This is a genomic window from Gordonia sp. p3-SID1431, assembly GCF_025143765.1.
Lineage (GTDB): Bacteria > Actinomycetota > Actinomycetes > Mycobacteriales > Mycobacteriaceae > Gordonia > Gordonia hongkongensis.
The window spans coordinates 1-17,940 of the sequence record NZ_JAMBDT010000106.1 but is presented as its reverse complement, the minus strand read 5'-3'; the positions used below and the strand labels follow the sequence as shown (position 1 = coordinate 17,940).

The following is a 17,940-nucleotide window of genomic DNA, read 5'->3' as shown; positions in this document are numbered from 1 at the left end:
GCGGGTCAGGCGCTGACAGCGACCTCGTCGACGAGCCGGGTGACGGACGCGACGACCTTCTCGACGACCTCCGGAGAATCCAGGCCGGCCTCGGGCAGTGCCGCGAGCTGCAGACCGAGGTCGGCTTCCGCGATCGCGCGACCGCCGGCGATGCCGACCGACTTACGGGTGTCCTCACGGGTCCACGCGCCGCCGTACTGGCCGAGGGCCGCGCTCAGCACCGCGACGGGCTTGCCCGTGAGCGCGCCGGTGCCGTAGGGCCGCGACAACCAGTCGATGGCGTTCTTGAGTGCGGCGGGGATGGTGCCGTTGTACTCGGGGGTCGCGATCAGCACGCCGTCGGCGGCGCCGACGATCTGGCGCAGGTTCGCCACGGCTGGGTCGAGCTGCTCCTCGATGTCGATGTCCTCGCTGTAGAACGGCAGCGAGCCGAGATTGTCGACGACCGTGATGGAGACTCCCGACGGCGCATTGTCCGCGGCCAGGTGGGCGAGCTGGCGGTTGACCGAGGCCGTACGCAGGCTTCCGACCAGCGCGACCAGTTCGACGACTCGTTCCGACATGTGATTCCTCTCGATGGCACAGGAGTCCGTGGAAGTCCACGCGACCTTGTCTACGACATGCTCTAACCGGACCAGGGTCCGATTCATTCCGCATCTGGTCAAGGGTTACGCTCATCACGTGCCAAACGGGCCCGACCACTCCCCACTCCACATCTCGCTCAATTCTTCGGGGACCGAACGTGCCGACGCCGCACGTAACCGGCGTCTGTTGCTGGCTGCCGCCAAGAACCTCATCGATCACCACGGTGCGGCCGCGGTGACGATGGAGGCGGTTGCCCGCGAAGCGGGTGTGGGCAAGGGCACAGTGTTCCGTCGCTTCGGCAGCCGGACCGGGCTCATGCTCGCTCTCCTCGACCACAGCGAGTCCGAGATCCAGCAGGCGTATCTGTCCGGTCCGGAGCCGCTGGGTCCCGGCGCTCCCCCACTCGACCGACTCCTCGCCTACGGTCGCGCTCGCCTCAAGCTCACCGCCGACCACCTCGACATCCTGCTGGAGGCCGGCGCCGGCGCCGAGGACTTCATGAGTCACCCGGTGGCCCGAACGTCCACCCAGCATGTGCAGATCCTGTTGCGCCAGTTGGGTTTCGACGGCGCGCTGGATTTCCTGGCCCTCACTGTCCAGGCGCCGCTCTCGGCGAGTTCGGTCCGCTACCTGTTGGTGGACGTCGGACTCGACCTCGAGACGATCACCCATCAGTGGCAGGACATGGTCACCGCGCTCGTCACCGGACACGACCGGTCCTGACCCGTCGGGTCCATCCCGGTCACGACGTCCTCGCAGCGGCGGTCAGGCGGCGAGGTGTCCGGCGTACTCGCCGCGCGCCGCGGCTCGCGGACACCTAGCCTGGGTTCCTGTGAAAGCTGTGATCATCGGCGCCGGTATGGGCGGGACCTCGGCGGGCATCGCGTTGCGACAGCTCGGGCACGAGGTCGAGATATACGAGCAGGTCACCGAGAACCGCCCCGTCGGCGCGGCGATCTCGGTGTGGTCCAACGGGGTCAAGTGCCTGAACCACCTCGGCCTCGAAGCCGAGACCGCCGCGCTGGGCGGCATCGTCGATTCGATGAGCTACATCGACGCATTCACCGGAGAGACGATGTGCCGCTTCAGCATGGCACCGCTCATCGACGAGGTCGGGCAACGTCCTTACCCGATCGCACGCGCCGAACTCCAGCTCATGCTCATGAACGCCTTCGGCCACGACGAGATCCGGTTCGGCAAGAAGATGGTCGCCGTCCACGACGGTCCGGACGGCGCCACTGTCGAATTCGCCGACGGCACCACTGCCCAGGGTGATGTCGTCATCGCCGCCGACGGTGCGAGATCGCTTGCCCGCGACCATGTGCTCGGTCACGCGGTCGAGCGTCGTTACGCGGGGTACGTGAACTTCAACGGGCTCGTCCCGATCGACGAGGAGATCGGACCGGCCACCGAATGGACCACCTACGTGGGCGATTCGCGTCGGGTATCGGTGATGCCGGTGGCGGGCAACCGATTCTACTTCTTCTTCGACGTGACCATGCCCGAAGGGGTTCCGTTCGAACGTGGAACCGCACGCGAGGTGCTCGCCGAGGAGTTCGCCGGATGGGCGCCCGGCGTCCAGAAGCTCATCGAGACACTGGATCCCGCGACCACCAACCGCGTCGAGATCCTCGACATCGATCCGTTCCACACCTGGGTCCGGGGACATGTAGCACTACTCGGCGACGCCGCACACAACACCACCCCCGACATCGGGCAGGGTGGTTGTTCGGCGATGGAAGATGCGATCGCCCTGCAGTTCGCCTTCCGTGATCACCCCGACGACCTGCACGCGGCCCTCACGACCTATGAGGCGTCACGCACCGAACGGGCCGCCGACCTCGTGCTCCGCGCACGCAAGCGCTGCGACGTCACGCACGGCAAGGACCCGGAGGCGACCGCGGCCTGGTATGAGGAACTGCGATCCGAGGACGGCACCAACGTCATCCGCGGGATCGTCGGCAACATCGTCGGCGGCCCGCTCACGTAGGGCCGCGGCGGGAGCGCCGTCGATCATCCGCCGGTCGAGGGTCCTTCGGTGTGCTCCGCGCCGGCGTCGAGTCGTGCGGTCTCCAGGCCGTCGTGCGCGACAAGGGCGTGCTCGCGCGAGAGGGTCGGCCCGGGCGCGAGCAGCGACACCACCGACCACGGCGCGCGGGATGGTGAATCCCCGAGCCCGAGGATGCCGCCGGTCTCGAAGTCCGGTACGCCGAACCGCACACCCGAATCGTTGACGTAGAACAGCGATTCGGTGCGCGAGCTGTCCGACTCGTTGCCGGTCACCTGCAGATACTCACCCGAGCCGGGCGGCATGTAGACCGCGTCGAGGTTCGGTCCGGCACCATCGGACGACGTCAGCCGGACCGGCACCGCGTCCGACGCGAGCGGCAGTTCGCGCCCCGCGAGCAACGTCGTCTGTGCGCGGGGCTCCCCCGTCCCGCGGGTCCAGGTGCGGCACAGCGTCGGATCGCCGCTCACGTCCAGCAGCGACGGCGCGACTTCGGGAAAGTCCGAGACGGGTTCCGACTCCACGGTTCTCAGCGCGGCGAGCTGCCCCGGGGCGACGGTGGTCACCGGAGCTGCGTCGGAGTCGGCCAGCCGCATGAGTTCGGCGGTCGGGGCGCTGATCTCCTGCACCCCGTCGCGCAGCACCAGATGATAGGACGTCGTGTCGTCGACACCGACCGACTTGACGACACTGCCGACACTCGCGCCGTCGACTGCCCCGGGCTGGCCGGCACCCGAGATCTCCGGCACGGCAAGCGGATCGACGAGTGGGAAGGTATTGAGCAGGCCGGTGGACATCTGCCGGGGCGTGGCCCCCTCGAGGCCGAGAGCCCGCATGACGGGCGCGCTCTCGGTGTCGACAGCGGCACGGACCGGACTCCAGACACCGTCCCGGAACAGCTGATACACCAGGAAGGTCTCGTCGCCGCCATCGACGAGCACGGCGTCGGCGGGGCGCGCCGTCCCGATCGCGTCACCCAGACGCGGCGTCTCGGCGATGACGGTCTGCTCGATCGACTCGACCGGCGCGTCCGACACGGTCGACGAATCGCAGACCGTCCAGGTGGAGGAGTCCGGGTGCGACGACTTCGGCAGTGCCGCCGGCGCACCCGGGATGCCCAGCAGGGGTCCGCGCGGGTACGGCTTGAGCTTGTTGTCCCCGACCGAGGTCGGCGACTCCGAGCTACCCGTCACCAGCCGTGCCGAGGCCAGGTTGAGGACGGGATGCAGGGTGTCCTCGATCAGGACGTAGGTGCTGCCGCTGTTCTTGCTGACGATGATCGTGGCGTCGCCGACGGACCCCTGCGGCCGGATCAGGCCCCAGATTCCGCACCCGCCGAGGACCAACAAGCCGAGGACGGTCCCGACCACGAGCGCCTGCAACTGTGAACGCATGGGATCGTGCAACATCCGGACATCGCGTCGTACCAGCGCGTGCTCGAGCCTCTTGATCAGGAAACGGTAGCCGTTGACCTGGGCTTTGGTCGTCAGCTGACGTGCCACGGCTCCCCCTGTCCGCACCCGGGCCGCGGCGTCGGACCTTCTCCGGCGGCGAGCGGGTTGTGATCTCCTGCGGCATACCCCCTGCCGCGCGGTAGTAGCCTAGCCGACAAACATGCCCCTGACGTGTGGGGCTCCACCGCTTGTGCACACTCTCGGTGGACGGCACGCGGCAGTCGGCAGCGGTGATCGAGGGGGTCGCAACCGTGGAGCGGAACAGACGTGGGATGGCACTGCCCACACTCGTCGTGATCGAGGCGGTGCTGGCACTCGGACTCGTCGTCTGGGTGGTGTCCGGCAGCGTCTGGGGTGCAACCGCACTCGGCGTGGCCGCGGTCGTCTCCGCAGGTCTGGTGCGCGTCGGCGGCCGGCCGTCGGTGTTCGGGCGAATCGTGGCGAATCTGTCGTTCTCGTGGTCGCGGATGCGCCGCGACCACGGCGATCTCGCCCCGGCCCCGTTCGACATCCCGCTGCCCGCCCCCAGCACCCACGCCACCGCACGGCGGACATCGGCTCCGACGACCATCGGCGCGAGGTGGGTCGGCGACACCCTGGTCACCGTCGTCCGGGTGGACCCGGGCAGCCCGGCCGTCACCTACCTGACCCCGGGCCACAGCGAACTCGGCGACGAATCGGGCCAGGTGGTGCCCCTCGGCGTCCTGGCCGAGTGCATCAGTCCCTACGACATCCGGCTCAGCTCCATCGAGGTCATCAGTCACGGTGTGCGCGTGTGGGGTTCGGGCATCGCGCCGGACACCTACGACCGCACCCTGGGCCCGCTGTCGGCGACGGCCCAACGGTCAGTGTTGGTCGTCCTCCGGCTCAATCCCCTCGACTGCGCCGACGCCGTCGCCCGCCGCGGGGGCGGCGCGACCGGTGCACTGCGCACCGCGACGGTGACCACCCGCCGCGTCGCCAAGAGGCTCGCCGAACACGGCTTGTCGACGACCATCCTGTCGGCGGCACAGATCACCGCCATCACGGCGCAGCTCATCGAGGGCGCGAGCCTCGACTCGCTCGCCGAGGAACGCGACTCGGTCGGCGTCGCCGGTCTGCGGATGCGCAGCGCCGCCGTCGAACCGGCCGCCCTGACCGACGTGCTGCGCGGCATCTGGGTCAACTCCGCGGTCTCGACGACCGTCACCGTGAAGTTGCGCCCACGAGTCACCGAGGGCAGGCGTCGCGGCGATCGCACGACGGTCGAGGTGTCCGGGATCGTCCGCGTCAACGAGTTCCCCGCCGCGCGGCGCGCACTCGGTGGATGGCCCGCGGGTCTGATCCCCCTCGACGGCCGCCAGTTCGACGCTCTCGCAGCGAGTCTCCCCATCTCGACGCCGACCCGGCTCGACCGGGCCGTACCCGCACTCACGGGTTCGGAGGCGGAGGCGTTCCTCGCTTCGGCGCGTATCCCGGCAGGCGGTTGCGGCCAGCTCATCGGCGCCGATCACGCCGGCCGCGCGGTCGCCACCCGGCTCGTCGGACCCGGTATCTCCACGGTCTCGGTCGCCGCGGGCATTCACGTCGTGGCCCAGATCGCTCTCCGCGCAGTGGCGGTCGGTGCCGCGGTGCGCGTGCACACCGACCGCCCGCACCGGTGGACCCCGGTGGTCACCGCCGTGGGCGATCCGAGCGCGCTGTCACTCTCGGGCGACCGCACCCCGGCGCGCCCCGGCCCCGGCCTGGTCATCGTCGACGGTGTGGCGCCACCTTCCCCGCAACCCGACACCACGCGGATGATCGTCGTCGCACCGGGCCTCGGCGAACCCGCCGACGGCGCCACCGTCGCGCTGCGTCAGAATCCGCGTACGCCACAGGACATCGCACTCGACACCGGCGGGCGGCCGATCCTGGTCACCATGGTCGCGACCCCCGACGAATGGAACCTGATCGGCGGCTACCCCGAACCCGCGGGCACCGCTGCGGCTACTCCGGTTCGGCGCTGACGGACTGACATCATTCGGACGCGGACGCCACCGATGAGGTCAGGTCGGGTTGCGCCGAGACCGCGGCCGGCACCAGCGCGCGGTAGAAGACCGCACGAGCCGACGCCGCGCGGACGATGACGTCCGGGTCGTCGTCGGTGATCCACACCGCCCGTCCGGCCGTCACGGTGAGCGGGTTCCCACCCGCCGGTCGGACCTCCACCGCGCCGCTGAGCACGGCGAGGATCTGCGGGCCCGGCATGTCGAAGCAGATCGACGAGGCGTGGTGGAGGCCCGTCCCGTCGAGTTCGACACGCGACAGCCGGAATTCGGGAGCGGGGGTGAGGTACACGCGCTCGGCGCCGACGGTCCGGATCTGCGGGGTCAGGTCCGAGACATCGACCGGGGTGAAGTCGAGGACGCGCAACAACTCGGGAACGTCGATGTGTTTGGGCGTCAGTCCGCCCCGCAGCACATTGTCGGAGTTCGCCATGATCTCCACACCCGTACCGCGGAGGTAGGCGTGCAGGTTACCCGCGGACAGATAGAGACCCTGCCCGGGTTCGAGGTGAATGTTGTTGAGCAGCAACGATGCCAGGACACCGGGATCGTTCGGGTAGGCCTCCCCGAGTTCACACACCGTCCGCAGTTCGGCGACGAACTCCGTCTCACCCGTGCTCAGCACGGTGACCGCGCCGGCGAGTACCGCCGGGACCAGCTGACGGAGCAGCGACTCGGGCAGCGTCAGCCACGTCGTGAAGAGCGCCCGCAGCCCCTCCGAGTCCGGCTGCCCCGCGAGCATCCCCAGATAGGGGTCGAGCTCACTGACCTGCAGTGCGCGGAGCAACCGGATGGTGTCCTCCGGTCGACGGAAGCCGGCCAGTGCGTCGAACGGTGTCGTCGCGACGATCAGTTCGGGCTTGTGCCATGGATCGCGGTAGTTGCGGTCGCGGGCTTCGAGCGCGACACCGCGGGCGTTCTCGCGTTCGAATCCTGCCCGGGCCTGTTCGGCGGACGGATGTGCCTGCAGGGACAGCGGTTCCTCGGCGGCGAGCACCTTCAGGAGGAACGGCAGACGCTCGCCGAAGGCCGCCGTGCTTGCCGCGCCGAGCGTGCCGATCGGATCCGCGTCGATCACATCGACGAGATCCTGCTCGATCCCGGCGACATCGACGCACCGAGCCGAACCCGCGGGATGGGACCCGAACCACAGCTCCGCCTCCGGGTGCGCCGATGGCACGGACCTACCCTGCATGGACGCGATCGCGGTCCGCGACCCCCAGGCGTATGGCCGCACCACTCCGTCGATGATCCTCATTGCAACGCGTTCCCAACCAGGCGGAGGTACACCGCCGCCATCTCGACCCGTAGTGCCACGATCAGGAAATCCAGTACATCCCCCGGGCCGTCGGCCACCGGATCCTCACCCGGCGCCGGACGCCGGTCCTCCCACTCGCGGCCGTCCGCGCCCCCGGCGGCCGAAGTCTCTTGCGCACGATCGATTCCGACTAGGAGATCGACCTCTCCGAGACCGGTGATCCGCTGACGCGTGAACCATTCCCGCCGCCCGGTCGAGACGACCTGGACGCGCGGCGCGGGAGCTGCCGGCGGTCCGTCGAAGTCGGGATCGTAGAAGATCGAGTCCGCACTCGGCGCGACATCCGAACGCGACCCGAGCAACTGCACCATTCGCGAGACGTCCGTGAGTTCGGCTGCGGCGCTGACGATCCCGGAGAGTCCGACGAGCCCGGCGACCGCATGCCGGGCGATGGCCGCGCCGGCCGGGCTGTCCGCCGTCCAGACGGTGGGGCGGCCCTGGACGCGCAGCGCCAGCGATTTGGCGCGATTGTGGAAGGCGTCGCGGGCCGGGTGTCCGGTCGAGGCCTCGTCGTCGAGTGCGTCGGCGAGGTCGTCGAGTGCGGGCACGCTCCCGGTGAACCGGACCTGGGTCAGCGCACCGAACACCGCGAGCAGCGCGGCGGCGAACCCCACGAAGCGGAAGCGGGGTTCGATGTCGAACCGCGGCGCGAGGTTGATCCCGTTGCCGCCCAGCGCATCTCGCAGAGGCCCGGCCACGGGTGCGACCACCACGACCTCGGCCCGCCGGCGTAACGCCCGCGCGGCGGCGTCGGCGAGCGCCATGTCCCCGGCATCGTCGCCGGCGACGATCACGACGTCGAGCGGGCCGATCCACCCGGGCAACACCGGACCACTGACCACCGGGACGTCCACCCGGGCCCCGAGCGTGGCCACCGCGAAGTCGGTCGCCCGATGGGAGACGCCGCTGGAACCGTGGACCACGATGACGCTACGGGGACGCAGGTCCGCGAGCGGGGCGAGCACGCCTTCGCGTACCGCTTCGGCGACGGCGCGCACCTGTGCGCCGGCGAGCGCGACCGCTCTCAGCAAACCGTCGACATCGGCCGAGATCAGCTCCTCGGCGTCGTCGAGGTCGGGGGAACCGGTTCGCATGTCACCAGGGTAGCCAGGTCGCGAAGTCGGCGCGCACGTACTCGGCACAGTTGCGGCGATGCCTTCGGGGTCCACGCCCCCCGCGCGGTGGTGACCGGTCAGTCGACCGGGTCCGGCAGTACCCGCAGGTGTCCGCGGCGCCCCGGGCGCGGCCGGGTCTGGTGACGCGACGGCCCGGCGGTCGGGGCGGGCGCATCGACCGGGCCGGCGCGGTGCCGACCCGTCCGACGGTCGTCCACGGCATCGCGATGGGCCTCGACGAACGCGGTGTCCTCGAAGGCGTCGAGGGCGTCGATCGGACTGCGGTCGACGTACCGCGGGCGTCCACCGCCGGCGACGGCTCCGGCTTCCCGAACCGCCTCGGCGAGCGCGGTCAGCTCTTGATCCTCGGCCGGCGGCGCGGAGAATCCCCGCTCGCTGCGCAGCATCTCCCAGCCGCGCGGGACGGTGATCCGGCGGGCGTGATCGTCGCACAGGTCCCACGAGTGCGGCTCCTGTGACGTCGCGAGCGGACCGATCACCGCGGTCGACTCGGCATAGACGAAGGTCAGGGTAGCCACCGCGGATCGGGCGCAGCCGGGTCGGCAGCACAGTCGGGGAAGCTTCACGTGACGAGATTAGCCCTCGTCGCTCGCAACCGCGTCGGCGACACGCTCACCGGGCGGGCGGCCGACGAAGACCCGGACCGCCGGAGCAGACACGCAGTGACCGGAGGAGACACGGACTCGTCCGACCTCCTACACTCTCGCCATGCGTATCGACCCGAAGCCGACTCCACGTGGCTCCTCCGGCCTGCCGGAGGCGCGCCGCGGTCGCCGGCGGACGGGTCGTCACCGCGATCGTCGCGGACGGGGACTGCGCTCGCCGTTGCTGCCACAGGGCGTGCCCGCCCACAACAGCCGGTCCGATGAATTCGACGCGGTCGCCCTGGAGGCGTTCGCCGAGATCGACGCGCAGTGGCATGACCAGATCGCCGGACTCGACATCGCCGTCGACGAGATCCCCCGGCTCCTGCCCCGTGACCCCGAGACGGTCGAGTGGCCCGACGAGGTGACCGCCGACGGTGCGGTGCCGCTCGCACGGCTGATCCCGGCCGGGATGGATGTGAACGGCGCACCGACGCGGGCGCAGATCATCCTGTTCCGCCGGCCGCTGGAGTCCCGGGCCAAGAAGGGCACCGAGTTGCTGGATCTGATCCACGAGGTACTCGTGCAACAGGTGGCGACGCATCTGGGCGTCGACGAAGACACGATCGACCGCGGACCAGAGTGATCCGCGGTCGATGATCGGTGGGGACGACTCCGTCGCGAGCCGTCCGGTCAGATGGTGACGCCGGTCAGATGATGCCGCGCTTGAGACGCCGGCGCTCACGCTCCGACAGGCCGCCCCAGATGCCGAAGCGTTCGTCGTTGTGCAGTGCGTACTCGAGGCATTCGGACTTGACCTCGCAGCCCTGGCAGATCCGCTTGGCCTCACGTGTCGACCCACCCTTTTCCGGGAAGAACGCCTCGGGGTCGGTCTGCGCACACAGGGCACGGTCCTGCCACTGCTCTTCGACGGCGTCGAAGAGATCGTCGAAGTCGTTGGGCACCAACGAAAGATGACGACGACCCGGGTCGGCGTCGTCGGCGACGGGCCCGTGCGGCGACCCGAAGTCGGTCCCGATGCCGATGGCCGACGCGGCGGCAGTGCCGCCGATCATCGAATCATCAACGGGGCCAAGGGTGTTGAATTCGGCGGTGAATTGCGGGCGGTTCTGTGGTTCAAGCGGATTGCCGATCGGGTTTTCCAAAGCCATCGTCGGCGCCTCCTAGCTCGGGATGTTGGTAGTTTCTGCGTCCTCTGCGAACACGGCCTGTGTGCCGCACCCACCACTGTTGCCACACCACTTGTACTACGGATGTGGAAACACCCACATCAGACGTACACAGCGCCCGAGCGACGGCCCGCGAAGTGCCGGAACCGACCCTCTCCCGAGTTCGAACATACGATCGAATCCGTTGAAGTCCAGCGGTTTTCGATCCGAAGGTTCTCGATCTCAAACTCGGAATGACACTGATGTGATTACACACGCCCAAGGCGGTCCCGGTCAAGTTGAAGTCAAAGATTCTCTGTTTACCACCAGGATCCGACAACTCTGTGACTCGACACGACATTGACCTCAACCCGACGTGAATGTCACACCGAACCCGGCACGGGTCGAAACCATCCGAACCGCACCGACAGCGCCTGACCGCCGACTCACACCGCGCACTACAGTGGCGGTGTGAAGGAGTACCTGCTGTGAAGGTGACCGTACTCGTCGGGGGCGTCGGAGGGGCACGATTCCTCCTCGGTCTGCGCGAATTGTTCGGCCCGACGGCGTTCCCGGCCCCCCAGGACGACGCGTCCGGCGCCCCGGCGACCGAGCACGAGATCACCGCCATCGTGAACGTGGGCGACGACGCCTGGATGCACGGCGTCCGCATCTGCCCCGACCTCGACACCTGTATGTACACCCTCGGGGGCGGGATCGATCCCGAACGCGGGTGGGGTCGGCGCGACGAATCCTGGCGCGCGAAAGAGGAACTCGCCGCCTACGGGGCCGACCCGGATTGGTTCGGACTCGGCGATCGCGATCTCGCGACCCACCTCATCCGGACCCAGATGCTCGACGCCGGGTACCGGCTGTCCGACGTCACGGCCGCCCTGTGCCGGCGCTGGGTCCCCGGGGTGCGGCTCCTGCCCGTCACCGACGACCGTCACGAAACCCACGTCGTGGTCGCCAAACCCGACGGCGAGGACGGCGAACGGGTCGCGATCCACTTCCAGGAATGGTGGGTACGCCATCGCGCGCAGATCCCCACCTTCGGCTTCGCGCAGGTCGGTTCGGACGACACGGCACCGGCACCCGGCGTCCTCGACGCGATCGCCGACGCCGATGTCATCCTCCTCGCGCCGTCGAACCCGGTCGTGAGCATCGGCGCCATCGTCAGTGTTCCCGGGATGCGCAGCGCGCTGCGCCAGACCAAGGCCCCGGTGGTCGGGATCTCACCGGTCATCGACAACCGTCCCCTGCGCGGCATGGCCGACGAATGCCTGTCCGTGATCGAGGTCGAGTCCTCGGCACAGGGGATCGCCGGACACTACGGCGCCCGCAGCGGCAACGGGATTCTCGACGGTTGGCTCATCGCCAAGGGTGACCACGCCGCTGTCGACGGCATCGCCGTCGGCGCCGCACCGCTGCTCATGACCGACCCCGCGGCCACCGCGCAGATGGTGCGTGCGGCCTGCGCGCTCGTCGACGTACCGCTGCCCGAGACCAACAAGGGCGTGCGGTGACCGCTCGCCCCGACCACCGCGCACCGGGACATCTCGAGATCCGGCCGGTGACCGGCCTGCCCGAGTTCACCGCCGACTCCAACGTCGCGGGTGAGATCCTCGGCGCCGCACCCTGGCTCGAGTCCGGCGACGTGCTGGTGGTCACCAGCAAGATCATCTCCAAGGCCGAAGGGCGGATGGTCGACGCGCCCAGCGACCCCGAGGAGCGGGACGCACTGCGTCGTCGCCTCGTCGACGCCGAATCGGTGCGCGTCCTGGCCCGCAAGAACCGGACCCTGATCACCGAGAACCGCCTCGGCCTGGTGCAGGCAGCGGCCGGGATCGACGGCTCGAATGTGCGCAGCGACCAACTGGCACTCCTGCCGGAGAACCCCGACCGCAGTGCGGCGTCACTGCGGCGTGCCATCGCCGACGCCGCCGGCCTCGACGTCGCGGTGATCATCACCGACACGATGGGTCGGGCCTGGCGGACCGGACAGACCGACGTCGCCATCGGCGCGGCCGGCATCGCCGTGACCCATCCCTACGAGGGCGGCGTCGACGACTACGGGAATCCGTTGATCGTCACCGAGATAGCGGTGGCCGACGAACTCGCCGCCGCGGCAGACCTCGTCAAGGGCAAGCTCGCCGCCGTCCCCGTCGCCGTCGTCCGCGGGTTCGCTCCGGCCGACGACGGCACCACCGCCGCCGACCTCATCCGTCCCTACGACGAGGACCTGTTCCGTCTCGGGACCGAAGAGGCGATCGCACAGGGCCGCCGAGAGGCCATCCGCACCCGGCGTTCGGTGCGCACCTTCGCCGATCGGCCCGTCGACCCCGCGGAGCTGCGCGACGCCCTCGCCGAGGCGCTCACCGCCCCGGCACCCCACCACACACATCCGGTCCGCTTCGTGTGGCTGCGTTCCGCCCCGCGACGCCGCGAACTGCTCGACGCCATGACGCGCGACTGGCGCACCGACCTCGAATCGGACTCCAAGACAGCCGAATCCATCGAGAAGCGACTTCGACGCGGGCAGATCCTCTACGACGCCCCGGAACTGGTGATCCCGTTCCTCGTACCCGAGGGCGCCCACGACTACCCCGATGATCGTCGCAACGCCGCCGAGCACACGATGTTCACCGTGGCCGCGGGCGGGGCGGTCGCCACCCTGCTCACCGCGCTGGCGGTTCGCGACATCGGCAGCTGCTGGGTCGGGTCGACCATCTTCGCCGCGCCGACGGTGCGCCGCGTCCTCGATCTGGGTCCGGAGTGGGAACCGCTGGGGGCCGTCGCGATCGGACATCCGCTCGAACCGGCCGGGTTGCGCGACCCCGCCCCCACCGCGGAGTGGGTCGTCGAACTGTGACCGCCGAGTCGCTGCACGCCTCCGCCGTCGAGGCCCTGACACGGTGGGAGACACCCGATCCCGCCCAGGACTCCCTGCGCCACGCATATCTCGCGTTCCTCGCGGCTTCCCCGGACGGGTGTCTTCGGGCCTGCGCACCAGGACATCTGACGGGTTCGGCGATCGTCTTCGACGCGACGCGCCGACACGTTCTGCTGACCCTGCACCCCCGCGTCGGGAAGTGGATACAGCTCGGCGGTCACTGCGAACCCTCCGACGATTCCCTCGCCGGCGCGGCGCTACGCGAGGCGCGAGAAGAGTCGGGCATGCCCGAACTCGTGCTCGACACCGCCGACCCCACGCTCGCCGGTGACGGGATGGTCCACCTCCACACCCACCCGATCACCTGCTCCTTGGGAGTCCCCACCCGCCACCTCGACGTCCGCTACCGGGTGGTCGCCGCCCCGACGCCCGACGGTGAACTCCCCCGCGTCGTATGCAGTGACGAGTCCGTGGACCTCCGCTGGTGGCCGGTCGACGCGCTTCCGGACGACGCCGGAGACGACATCGCGACGCTCATCGACGCGGCCCTACGCGACGGGCGGCGGCGCTAAACCTGGATGTTCTTGCCGACGGTGACCACACCGCCGGCGCTCACCGAGAACCGTTCGCGGTCGGCCTCGAGATCGACACCGAGCTGCTCGCCGTCACCGACCACGACGTTCTTGTCGAGGATGGCCTTGCGGACCACCGCGCCCTTGCCGACGCGCACGCCGGGCATCAGCACGCTGCCCTCGACCACCGCGCCGTCCTCGACGATGACGTTCGACGACAGCACGGAGTTGCGCACCGTGCCGGCGGAGATGATGCATCCGGAACCGACCACGGAGTCCTCCGCGACCCCGCCCTGGACGAACTTGGCGGGCGGCAGGTTGTGGGTCTCGCCGCGGATGGGCCAGCGGCCGTTGTAGAGGTTGAAGATCGGGTGGACCGACACCAGGTCCATGTGCGCCTCGTAGAACGCATCCAGGGTTCCGACGTCGCGCCAGTAACCGGTGTCGCGTTCGGTGGCACCGGGTACCTGGTTGTCCTTGAAGTCGTAGACGAAGGCGGTGTCCCGGCGCACGAAGGCCGGGATGATGTCACCGCCCATGTCGTGGTCGGAGTCCGAGTCGGCGGCGTCGGCGCGCAGCGCGTCGACCAGCGCCTCGGTGGTGAACACGTAGTTGCCCATCGACGCGAACGTCACGTCGGGATCGTCCGGCGTGCCGGGCGGATCGGCCGGCTTCTCCAGGAAGCGGGTGATCTTCCCGCTCTCGTCGGAGTCGATGCAGCCGAAGGCCACCGCCTCTGCTCGGGGCACGCGGATCCCGGCCACCGTGACGTCGGCGCCGGATTCGATGTGCGCGGCCACCATCTGCGACGGATCCATCCGGTACACGTGATCGGCTCCGAAGACGACGATGTACTCGGGTCGTTCGTCGGTGATGAGGTTCATCGACTGGAAGATCGCATCGGCACTGCCGGTGTACCAGCGTGGTCCGAGTCGCTGCTGGGCCGGCACCGGGGTGATGTACTCGCCGTGGAATCCCGACGTCCACCAGGTCTGCGAGATGTGCCGGTCCAGCGAATGCGACTTGTACTGTGTCAGTACGCAAATGCGCTCGTAACCGGCGTTGACCAGGTTCGACAGCACGAAGTCGATGAGCCGGTAGGCGCCGCCGAAGGGCACCGCAGGTTTGGCGCGGTCCATCGTCAGCGGGTACAGACGCTTGCCTTCGCCGCCTGCGAGGACGATGCCGAGGACGTGCGGCTCAGATCTCACTCCCCCAACTTAACCGCGATCGAAGCCGTCGGCCAGATGACCGGGCGGTCAGTATGCGTGGCGTCGGTCGCGACCAGGGTTTGGCAGCACCGATGGCGATCTGCGCGCGTTGGCACTAGCGTCGAGATCATGCGGGTGGCGATGATGACACGGGAATATCCACCTGAGGTCTACGGCGGCGCCGGGGTCCACGTCACCGAATTGGTCCGGTATCTGCGCGATCTCATCACCGTCGACGTGCACTGCATGGGCGCCGAGCGGGAGACCGCCGCGGTGTACACCCCCGACCCGGGGTTGGCCGGGGCGAATGCGGCGATCACCACGTTGTCGGCCGATCTGCGGATGGTGGTGGGTGCGTCCGGTGCCGACGTCGTGCACTCCCACACCTGGTACACCGGCCTTGCCGGGCACCTGGCGGGACAGCTCTACGACGTGCCGCACGTGCTGACCGCCCACTCGCTCGAACCGTCGCGCCCGTGGAAGGCCGAGCAACTCGGCGGCGGGTACCGGGTGTCGAGCTGGGTGGAACGCAACGCGGTGGAGTACGCCGACGCGGTGATCGCGGTGAGCTCGGGGATGCGCACCGAGATCTGTGACACCTACCCGCGTCTGGACCCTGAGCGTGTCCATGTGGTGCGCAACGGGATCGACACATCTCAATGGTTCCCGGTCGACGATCCGTTCGGACCCGACTCGACGCCGACCGCACTCGGGCTCGACCCGGACCGCCCGATCGTGGCGTTCGTCGGCCGGATCACCCGGCAGAAGGGCGTCGCACATCTGGTGGCCGCGGCGCACCGGTTCGATCCGGACATCCAGCTCGTCCTCTGTGCTGGTGCCCCCGACACGCCGGAGATCGGCGCCGAGATCGAGAGCGCGGTGGGCGAACTCTCCGCCTCGCGTCCCGGCGTCCACTGGGTGCGCGAGATGCTCCCACTCCCCCGGATCCGCGAGATCTTGACCGCGGCAACGGTCTTCGTGTGCCCATCGGTGTACGAACCGCTGGGCATCGTCAACCTCGAGGCGATGGCCTGCGGTACCGCGGTGGTGGCCTCGGCGGTCGGCGGCATTCCCGAGGTGGTGCGCGACAACGTCACCGGCCGCCTCGTGCGGTACGACCCCGTCGATCCGGCGACCTTCGAACACGATCTCGCCGACACGGTGAACGCGGTGGCCTCGGATGCGGCGGCGTCGGCGATGGGGGTGGCCGGCCGCGAACGCGCCGAGGCCGAGTTCTCCTGGGCGTCGATCGCCGAACAGACGCTGGGTGTCTACGAGTCCGTACGGCGCTGAGCGGGTGAGCGTCCGCGGACGGGCCGACACGTGGTCACCACGACCGACACCGTGACCGGCACCCGACCGTCCCCGGCGAAGGCCGCGGCCCGCGAGCGGATGTCGGCCTCGTCGGAGTGAAATGCCGACGGGCCCATGGCGACCAGATCCCCCACGGTCTGCGCGTCGACGTCGGCGGAGTACCGGACAGGTGACTCGTCGACCAATTCGAAGCCCGCGTCGAGCGAGGCACGGAGGCGCTCGGATTTGGCCTCGTCGACACGCAGCATCGCCATCGGCTCGATGAGTTCGCCGAGGTGATCGGGCCCCGGACTCACGATGATCAGTGCGCCATCAGGGGCCAGTACGCGGGCGAACTCGCTCGCGTTGCGTGGCGCGAACACCGAGAGCACCACCGCGACAGCGTCATCGACGACGGGCAGTCCGCGCCAGACGTCGGCGACGACGGCAGCGAGGGGCCGGGGTCCCCGCGCCATGGCCCGCGCGCAGTACTTCGAGAGGTCCAGGCCGATTCCGGCGGCCGAGGACCGTCCGTCACCGCCGGGCACCCCGCTCGCCTCGACCGCGGCGCGAAGATAGTGTCCGCCACCGGCCCCCGCGTCGAGGATCACCGGCCGGTCGTGTCCACCCGTGACCTCGGCCGCGCGGCCGGCGACGAAATCGACCACGGGGAGCAGGAAACCGGAGTCGTGCACGCGGGCTCGGGCGGCCACCATGGCTGCGGTGTCGGCGCGCAGCGCGCCGGACCGGCCGTCGAGCAGTGAGACATAGCCCTGGCGGGCGAGGTCGAAAGAATGCGCCTGCGGACAGCGCAGCGACGCGCCGTCGGCCGACAGGCGCCCGGTACACACCGGGCAGCGCAGGATCTCGAGTACCGAAGTGAGGCCATGCGCCCGGTGCGGAGTCGGTGGGTCCGCCCGGGCCTCATGGGAACTGCCCTCGTGGGGCATGTTCAGCCAGTTACCCCGCGGAGTTCCTCGCCCAGCGCGGCTGCTTCGTCGGCGGTCAGCTCGACGACGAGTCGACCTCCACCTTCGATCGGAATCCGGACAACGATTCCACGCCCTTCTTTGGCCGCTTCGAGGGGGCCGTCCCCAGTACGTGGCTTCATTGCCGCCATTCTCAAGCTCCCTTCAAGGTCCCTGCTCCGAACATGATACGTGCCCGGGTCGCACACGATTGTCAGTGCGCGACACGCGCGCCGCGCGGTCTCGACGTACGGCCCCTACTGGGGGGTGCTCGGCGGGCCGGACCGCCCGGCGTCCACGCCGCCGTTCCCGGCGACGTCGACGTCCGGATCGTCCGCCGATCCGACCGCTTCCGCCCCGGGCACCGACTCCCGTTCGCGCAGACGCGTGATCACCGACCGCAGGTCGTCGACCTCACGCGCGAGACGTGCCAGCGCCCAGTCGACTTCGGCCTGCTTGTAACCACGCGGGGTCTGGGCGAAGCGCAACGCACGCACGTCCTCGCCGGTGATGCCCACCGACGGCAACCGGGTGAGCGTGGTGTCGGGCTCGACCGGCGGCAGATCTTCTCCGCGTCCGAACACGAACCAGACGACAGCGAACACGATCGCGACGACGAGTCCCATGATCAGCAGGTACAGCAGCAGCGTCTGCATGCGTTCCATCCTGGCAGAAGCGCCCGGACGACGGCCCGGCACAGCACCGACCCGGCGACGGCCGCC

At 69.5% G+C, this 17,940-nt stretch carries 18 protein-coding genes; 8 read left to right on the top strand and 10 right to left on the bottom strand.

Translation table 11 applies throughout. The features are described 5' to 3' along the window. Window positions 1-5 precede the first annotated feature (5 nt). Window positions 6-563, bottom strand: coding sequence for an NAD(P)H-dependent oxidoreductase (locus M4D77_RS20300; protein ID WP_055475908.1), 558 nt, complete (start codon window positions 561-563; stop codon window positions 6-8). A 118-nt stretch (window positions 564-681) separates the two neighbouring features. Here M4D77_RS20300 and M4D77_RS20295 point away from each other — a divergent pair, with 118 nt between their 5' ends. Both M4D77_RS20295 and hpxO read left to right on the top strand, forming a co-directional pair. Next, window positions 682-1,308, top strand: a complete 627-nt coding sequence (locus M4D77_RS20295) for a TetR/AcrR family transcriptional regulator (RefSeq protein ID WP_065632656.1) — start codon at window positions 682-684, stop codon at window positions 1,306-1,308. 109 nt (window positions 1,309-1,417) lie between these two features. Beyond that, on the top strand, window positions 1,418-2,575 hold the full coding sequence (hpxO, locus tag M4D77_RS20290; protein ID WP_058252545.1) for an FAD-dependent urate hydroxylase HpxO: 1,158 nt from the start codon (window positions 1,418-1,420) through the stop codon (window positions 2,573-2,575). 23 nt (window positions 2,576-2,598) lie between these two features. Here hpxO and eccB read toward each other — a convergent pair whose 3' ends face one another. Further along, window positions 2,599-4,095 carry a type VII secretion protein EccB gene (gene eccB, locus M4D77_RS20285; RefSeq protein WP_259937186.1) on the bottom strand — a complete coding sequence of 499 codons (1,497 nt, stop codon included), beginning with the start codon at window positions 4,093-4,095 and terminating at the stop codon, window positions 2,599-2,601. Window positions 4,096-4,319: 224 nt separating this feature from the next. On the opposite strand from eccB, the gene eccE reads away from it, so the two are divergent. Next, window positions 4,320-6,035: a type VII secretion protein EccE gene (gene eccE / locus M4D77_RS20280; protein WP_226513685.1), complete on the top strand. Its 1,716-nt coding sequence runs from the start codon at window positions 4,320-4,322 to the stop codon at window positions 6,033-6,035. Window positions 6,036-6,045: 10 nt separating this feature from the next. On the opposite strand, the gene manA is transcribed toward eccE, so the two are convergent. The 3 genes from manA to M4D77_RS20265 all read right to left on the bottom strand — a co-directional run bounded on the left by manA (window position 6,046) and on the right by M4D77_RS20265 (window position 9,094). Continuing rightward, a complete protein-coding gene (gene manA / locus M4D77_RS20275) occupies window positions 6,046-7,332 on the bottom strand; it encodes a mannose-6-phosphate isomerase, class I (protein WP_247449707.1) in 1,287 nt (428 codons plus the stop codon). Next, window positions 7,329-8,486: a hypothetical protein gene (locus M4D77_RS20270; protein ID WP_065632653.1), complete on the bottom strand. Its 1,158-nt coding sequence runs from the start codon at window positions 8,484-8,486 to the stop codon at window positions 7,329-7,331. The genes manA and M4D77_RS20270 overlap by 4 nt, the downstream gene beginning before the upstream one ends. A 98-nt stretch (window positions 8,487-8,584) precedes the next feature. Further along, window positions 8,585-9,094 (bottom strand): DUF3499 domain-containing protein, encoded by a 510-nt coding sequence (locus tag M4D77_RS20265; RefSeq protein WP_226513687.1) that lies wholly within the window; start codon window positions 9,092-9,094, stop codon window positions 8,585-8,587. Window positions 9,095-9,236: 142 nt separating this feature from the next. On the opposite strand from M4D77_RS20265, the gene M4D77_RS20260 reads away from it, so the two are divergent. After that, window positions 9,237-9,758, top strand: a complete 522-nt coding sequence (locus M4D77_RS20260; RefSeq protein ID WP_058252540.1) for a metallopeptidase family protein — start codon at window positions 9,237-9,239, stop codon at window positions 9,756-9,758. Window positions 9,759-9,822: 64 nt separating this feature from the next. Here M4D77_RS20260 and M4D77_RS20255 read toward each other — a convergent pair whose 3' ends face one another. Continuing rightward, a complete protein-coding gene (locus tag M4D77_RS20255) occupies window positions 9,823-10,080 on the bottom strand; it encodes a WhiB family transcriptional regulator (RefSeq protein ID WP_171011557.1) in 258 nt (85 codons plus the stop codon). A 689-nt stretch (window positions 10,081-10,769) separates the two neighbouring features. On the opposite strand from M4D77_RS20255, the gene cofD reads away from it, so the two are divergent. Genes cofD through M4D77_RS20240 form a run of 3 tightly spaced genes read left to right on the top strand, consistent with a single transcriptional unit; the run spans window position 10,770 to window position 13,746 of the window. After that, complete coding sequence (cofD, locus tag M4D77_RS20250; protein WP_226513688.1) at window positions 10,770-11,807, top strand: 2-phospho-L-lactate transferase; 1,038 nt, start codon at window positions 10,770-10,772, stop codon at window positions 11,805-11,807. Further along, window positions 11,804-13,153, top strand: coding sequence for a coenzyme F420-0:L-glutamate ligase (locus M4D77_RS20245; RefSeq protein ID WP_226513689.1), 1,350 nt, complete (start codon window positions 11,804-11,806; stop codon window positions 13,151-13,153). The genes cofD and M4D77_RS20245 overlap by 4 nt, the downstream gene beginning before the upstream one ends. Then, entirely contained in the window at window positions 13,150-13,746 is a 597-nt protein-coding gene (locus M4D77_RS20240; protein WP_058252536.1) for an NUDIX hydrolase, read from the top strand. Before M4D77_RS20245 ends, M4D77_RS20240 begins: the two co-directional genes overlap by 4 nt. On the opposite strand, the gene glgC is transcribed toward M4D77_RS20240, so the two are convergent. Next, window positions 13,743-14,957, bottom strand: a complete 1,215-nt coding sequence (glgC, locus tag M4D77_RS20235; RefSeq protein WP_078112951.1) for a glucose-1-phosphate adenylyltransferase — start codon at window positions 14,955-14,957, stop codon at window positions 13,743-13,745. The genes M4D77_RS20240 and glgC overlap by 4 nt on opposite strands. A 129-nt stretch (window positions 14,958-15,086) precedes the next feature. On the opposite strand from glgC, the gene glgA reads away from it, so the two are divergent. Next, window positions 15,087-16,250: a glycogen synthase gene (glgA, locus tag M4D77_RS20230; RefSeq protein WP_226513690.1), complete on the top strand. Its 1,164-nt coding sequence runs from the start codon at window positions 15,087-15,089 to the stop codon at window positions 16,248-16,250. Here glgA and M4D77_RS20225 read toward each other — a convergent pair. From M4D77_RS20225 to M4D77_RS20215, 3 genes are all read right to left on the bottom strand, one after another. Further along, entirely contained in the window at window positions 16,229-17,200 is a 972-nt protein-coding gene (locus tag M4D77_RS20225; RefSeq protein WP_259937184.1) for a putative RNA methyltransferase, read from the bottom strand. The two genes, glgA and M4D77_RS20225, sit on opposite strands and share 22 nt — an antisense overlap. Window positions 17,201-17,202: 2 nt before the next feature. Next, window positions 17,203-17,370 (bottom strand): DUF3117 domain-containing protein, encoded by a 168-nt coding sequence (locus M4D77_RS20220; RefSeq protein WP_004019232.1) that lies wholly within the window; start codon window positions 17,368-17,370, stop codon window positions 17,203-17,205. Between the two features lie 105 nt (window positions 17,371-17,475). After that, on the bottom strand, window positions 17,476-17,874 hold the full coding sequence (locus tag M4D77_RS20215) for a DivIVA domain-containing protein (protein WP_137809031.1): 399 nt from the start codon (window positions 17,872-17,874) through the stop codon (window positions 17,476-17,478). Window positions 17,875-17,940: the final 66 nt, after the last annotated feature.

Bases quoted from the DNA above. Each gene is read 5' to 3' on its own strand.
- eccE (WP_226513685.1), top strand. From the start codon at position 4,320: ATGGCACTGCCCACACTCGTCGTGATCGAGGCGGTGCTGGCACTCGGA.
- M4D77_RS20220 (WP_004019232.1), bottom strand. From the start codon at position 17,370: ATGGCGGCAATGAAGCCACGTACTGGGGACGGCCCCCTCGAAGCGGCC.
- M4D77_RS20300 (WP_055475908.1), bottom strand. From the start codon at position 563: ATGTCGGAACGAGTCGTCGAACTGGTCGCGCTGGTCGGAAGCCTGCGT.
- M4D77_RS20270 (WP_065632653.1), bottom strand. From the start codon at position 8,486: ATGCGAACCGGTTCCCCCGACCTCGACGACGCCGAGGAGCTGATCTCG.
- M4D77_RS20225 (WP_259937184.1), bottom strand. From the start codon at position 17,200: ATGCCCCACGAGGGCAGTTCCCATGAGGCCCGGGCGGACCCACCGACT.
- manA (WP_247449707.1), bottom strand. From the start codon at position 7,332: ATGAGGATCATCGACGGAGTGGTGCGGCCATACGCCTGGGGGTCGCGG.
- M4D77_RS20260 (WP_058252540.1), top strand. From the start codon at position 9,237: ATGCGTATCGACCCGAAGCCGACTCCACGTGGCTCCTCCGGCCTGCCG.
- M4D77_RS20215 (WP_137809031.1), bottom strand. From the start codon at position 17,874: ATGCAGACGCTGCTGCTGTACCTGCTGATCATGGGACTCGTCGTCGCG.
- glgA (WP_226513690.1), top strand. From the start codon at position 15,087: ATGCGGGTGGCGATGATGACACGGGAATATCCACCTGAGGTCTACGGC.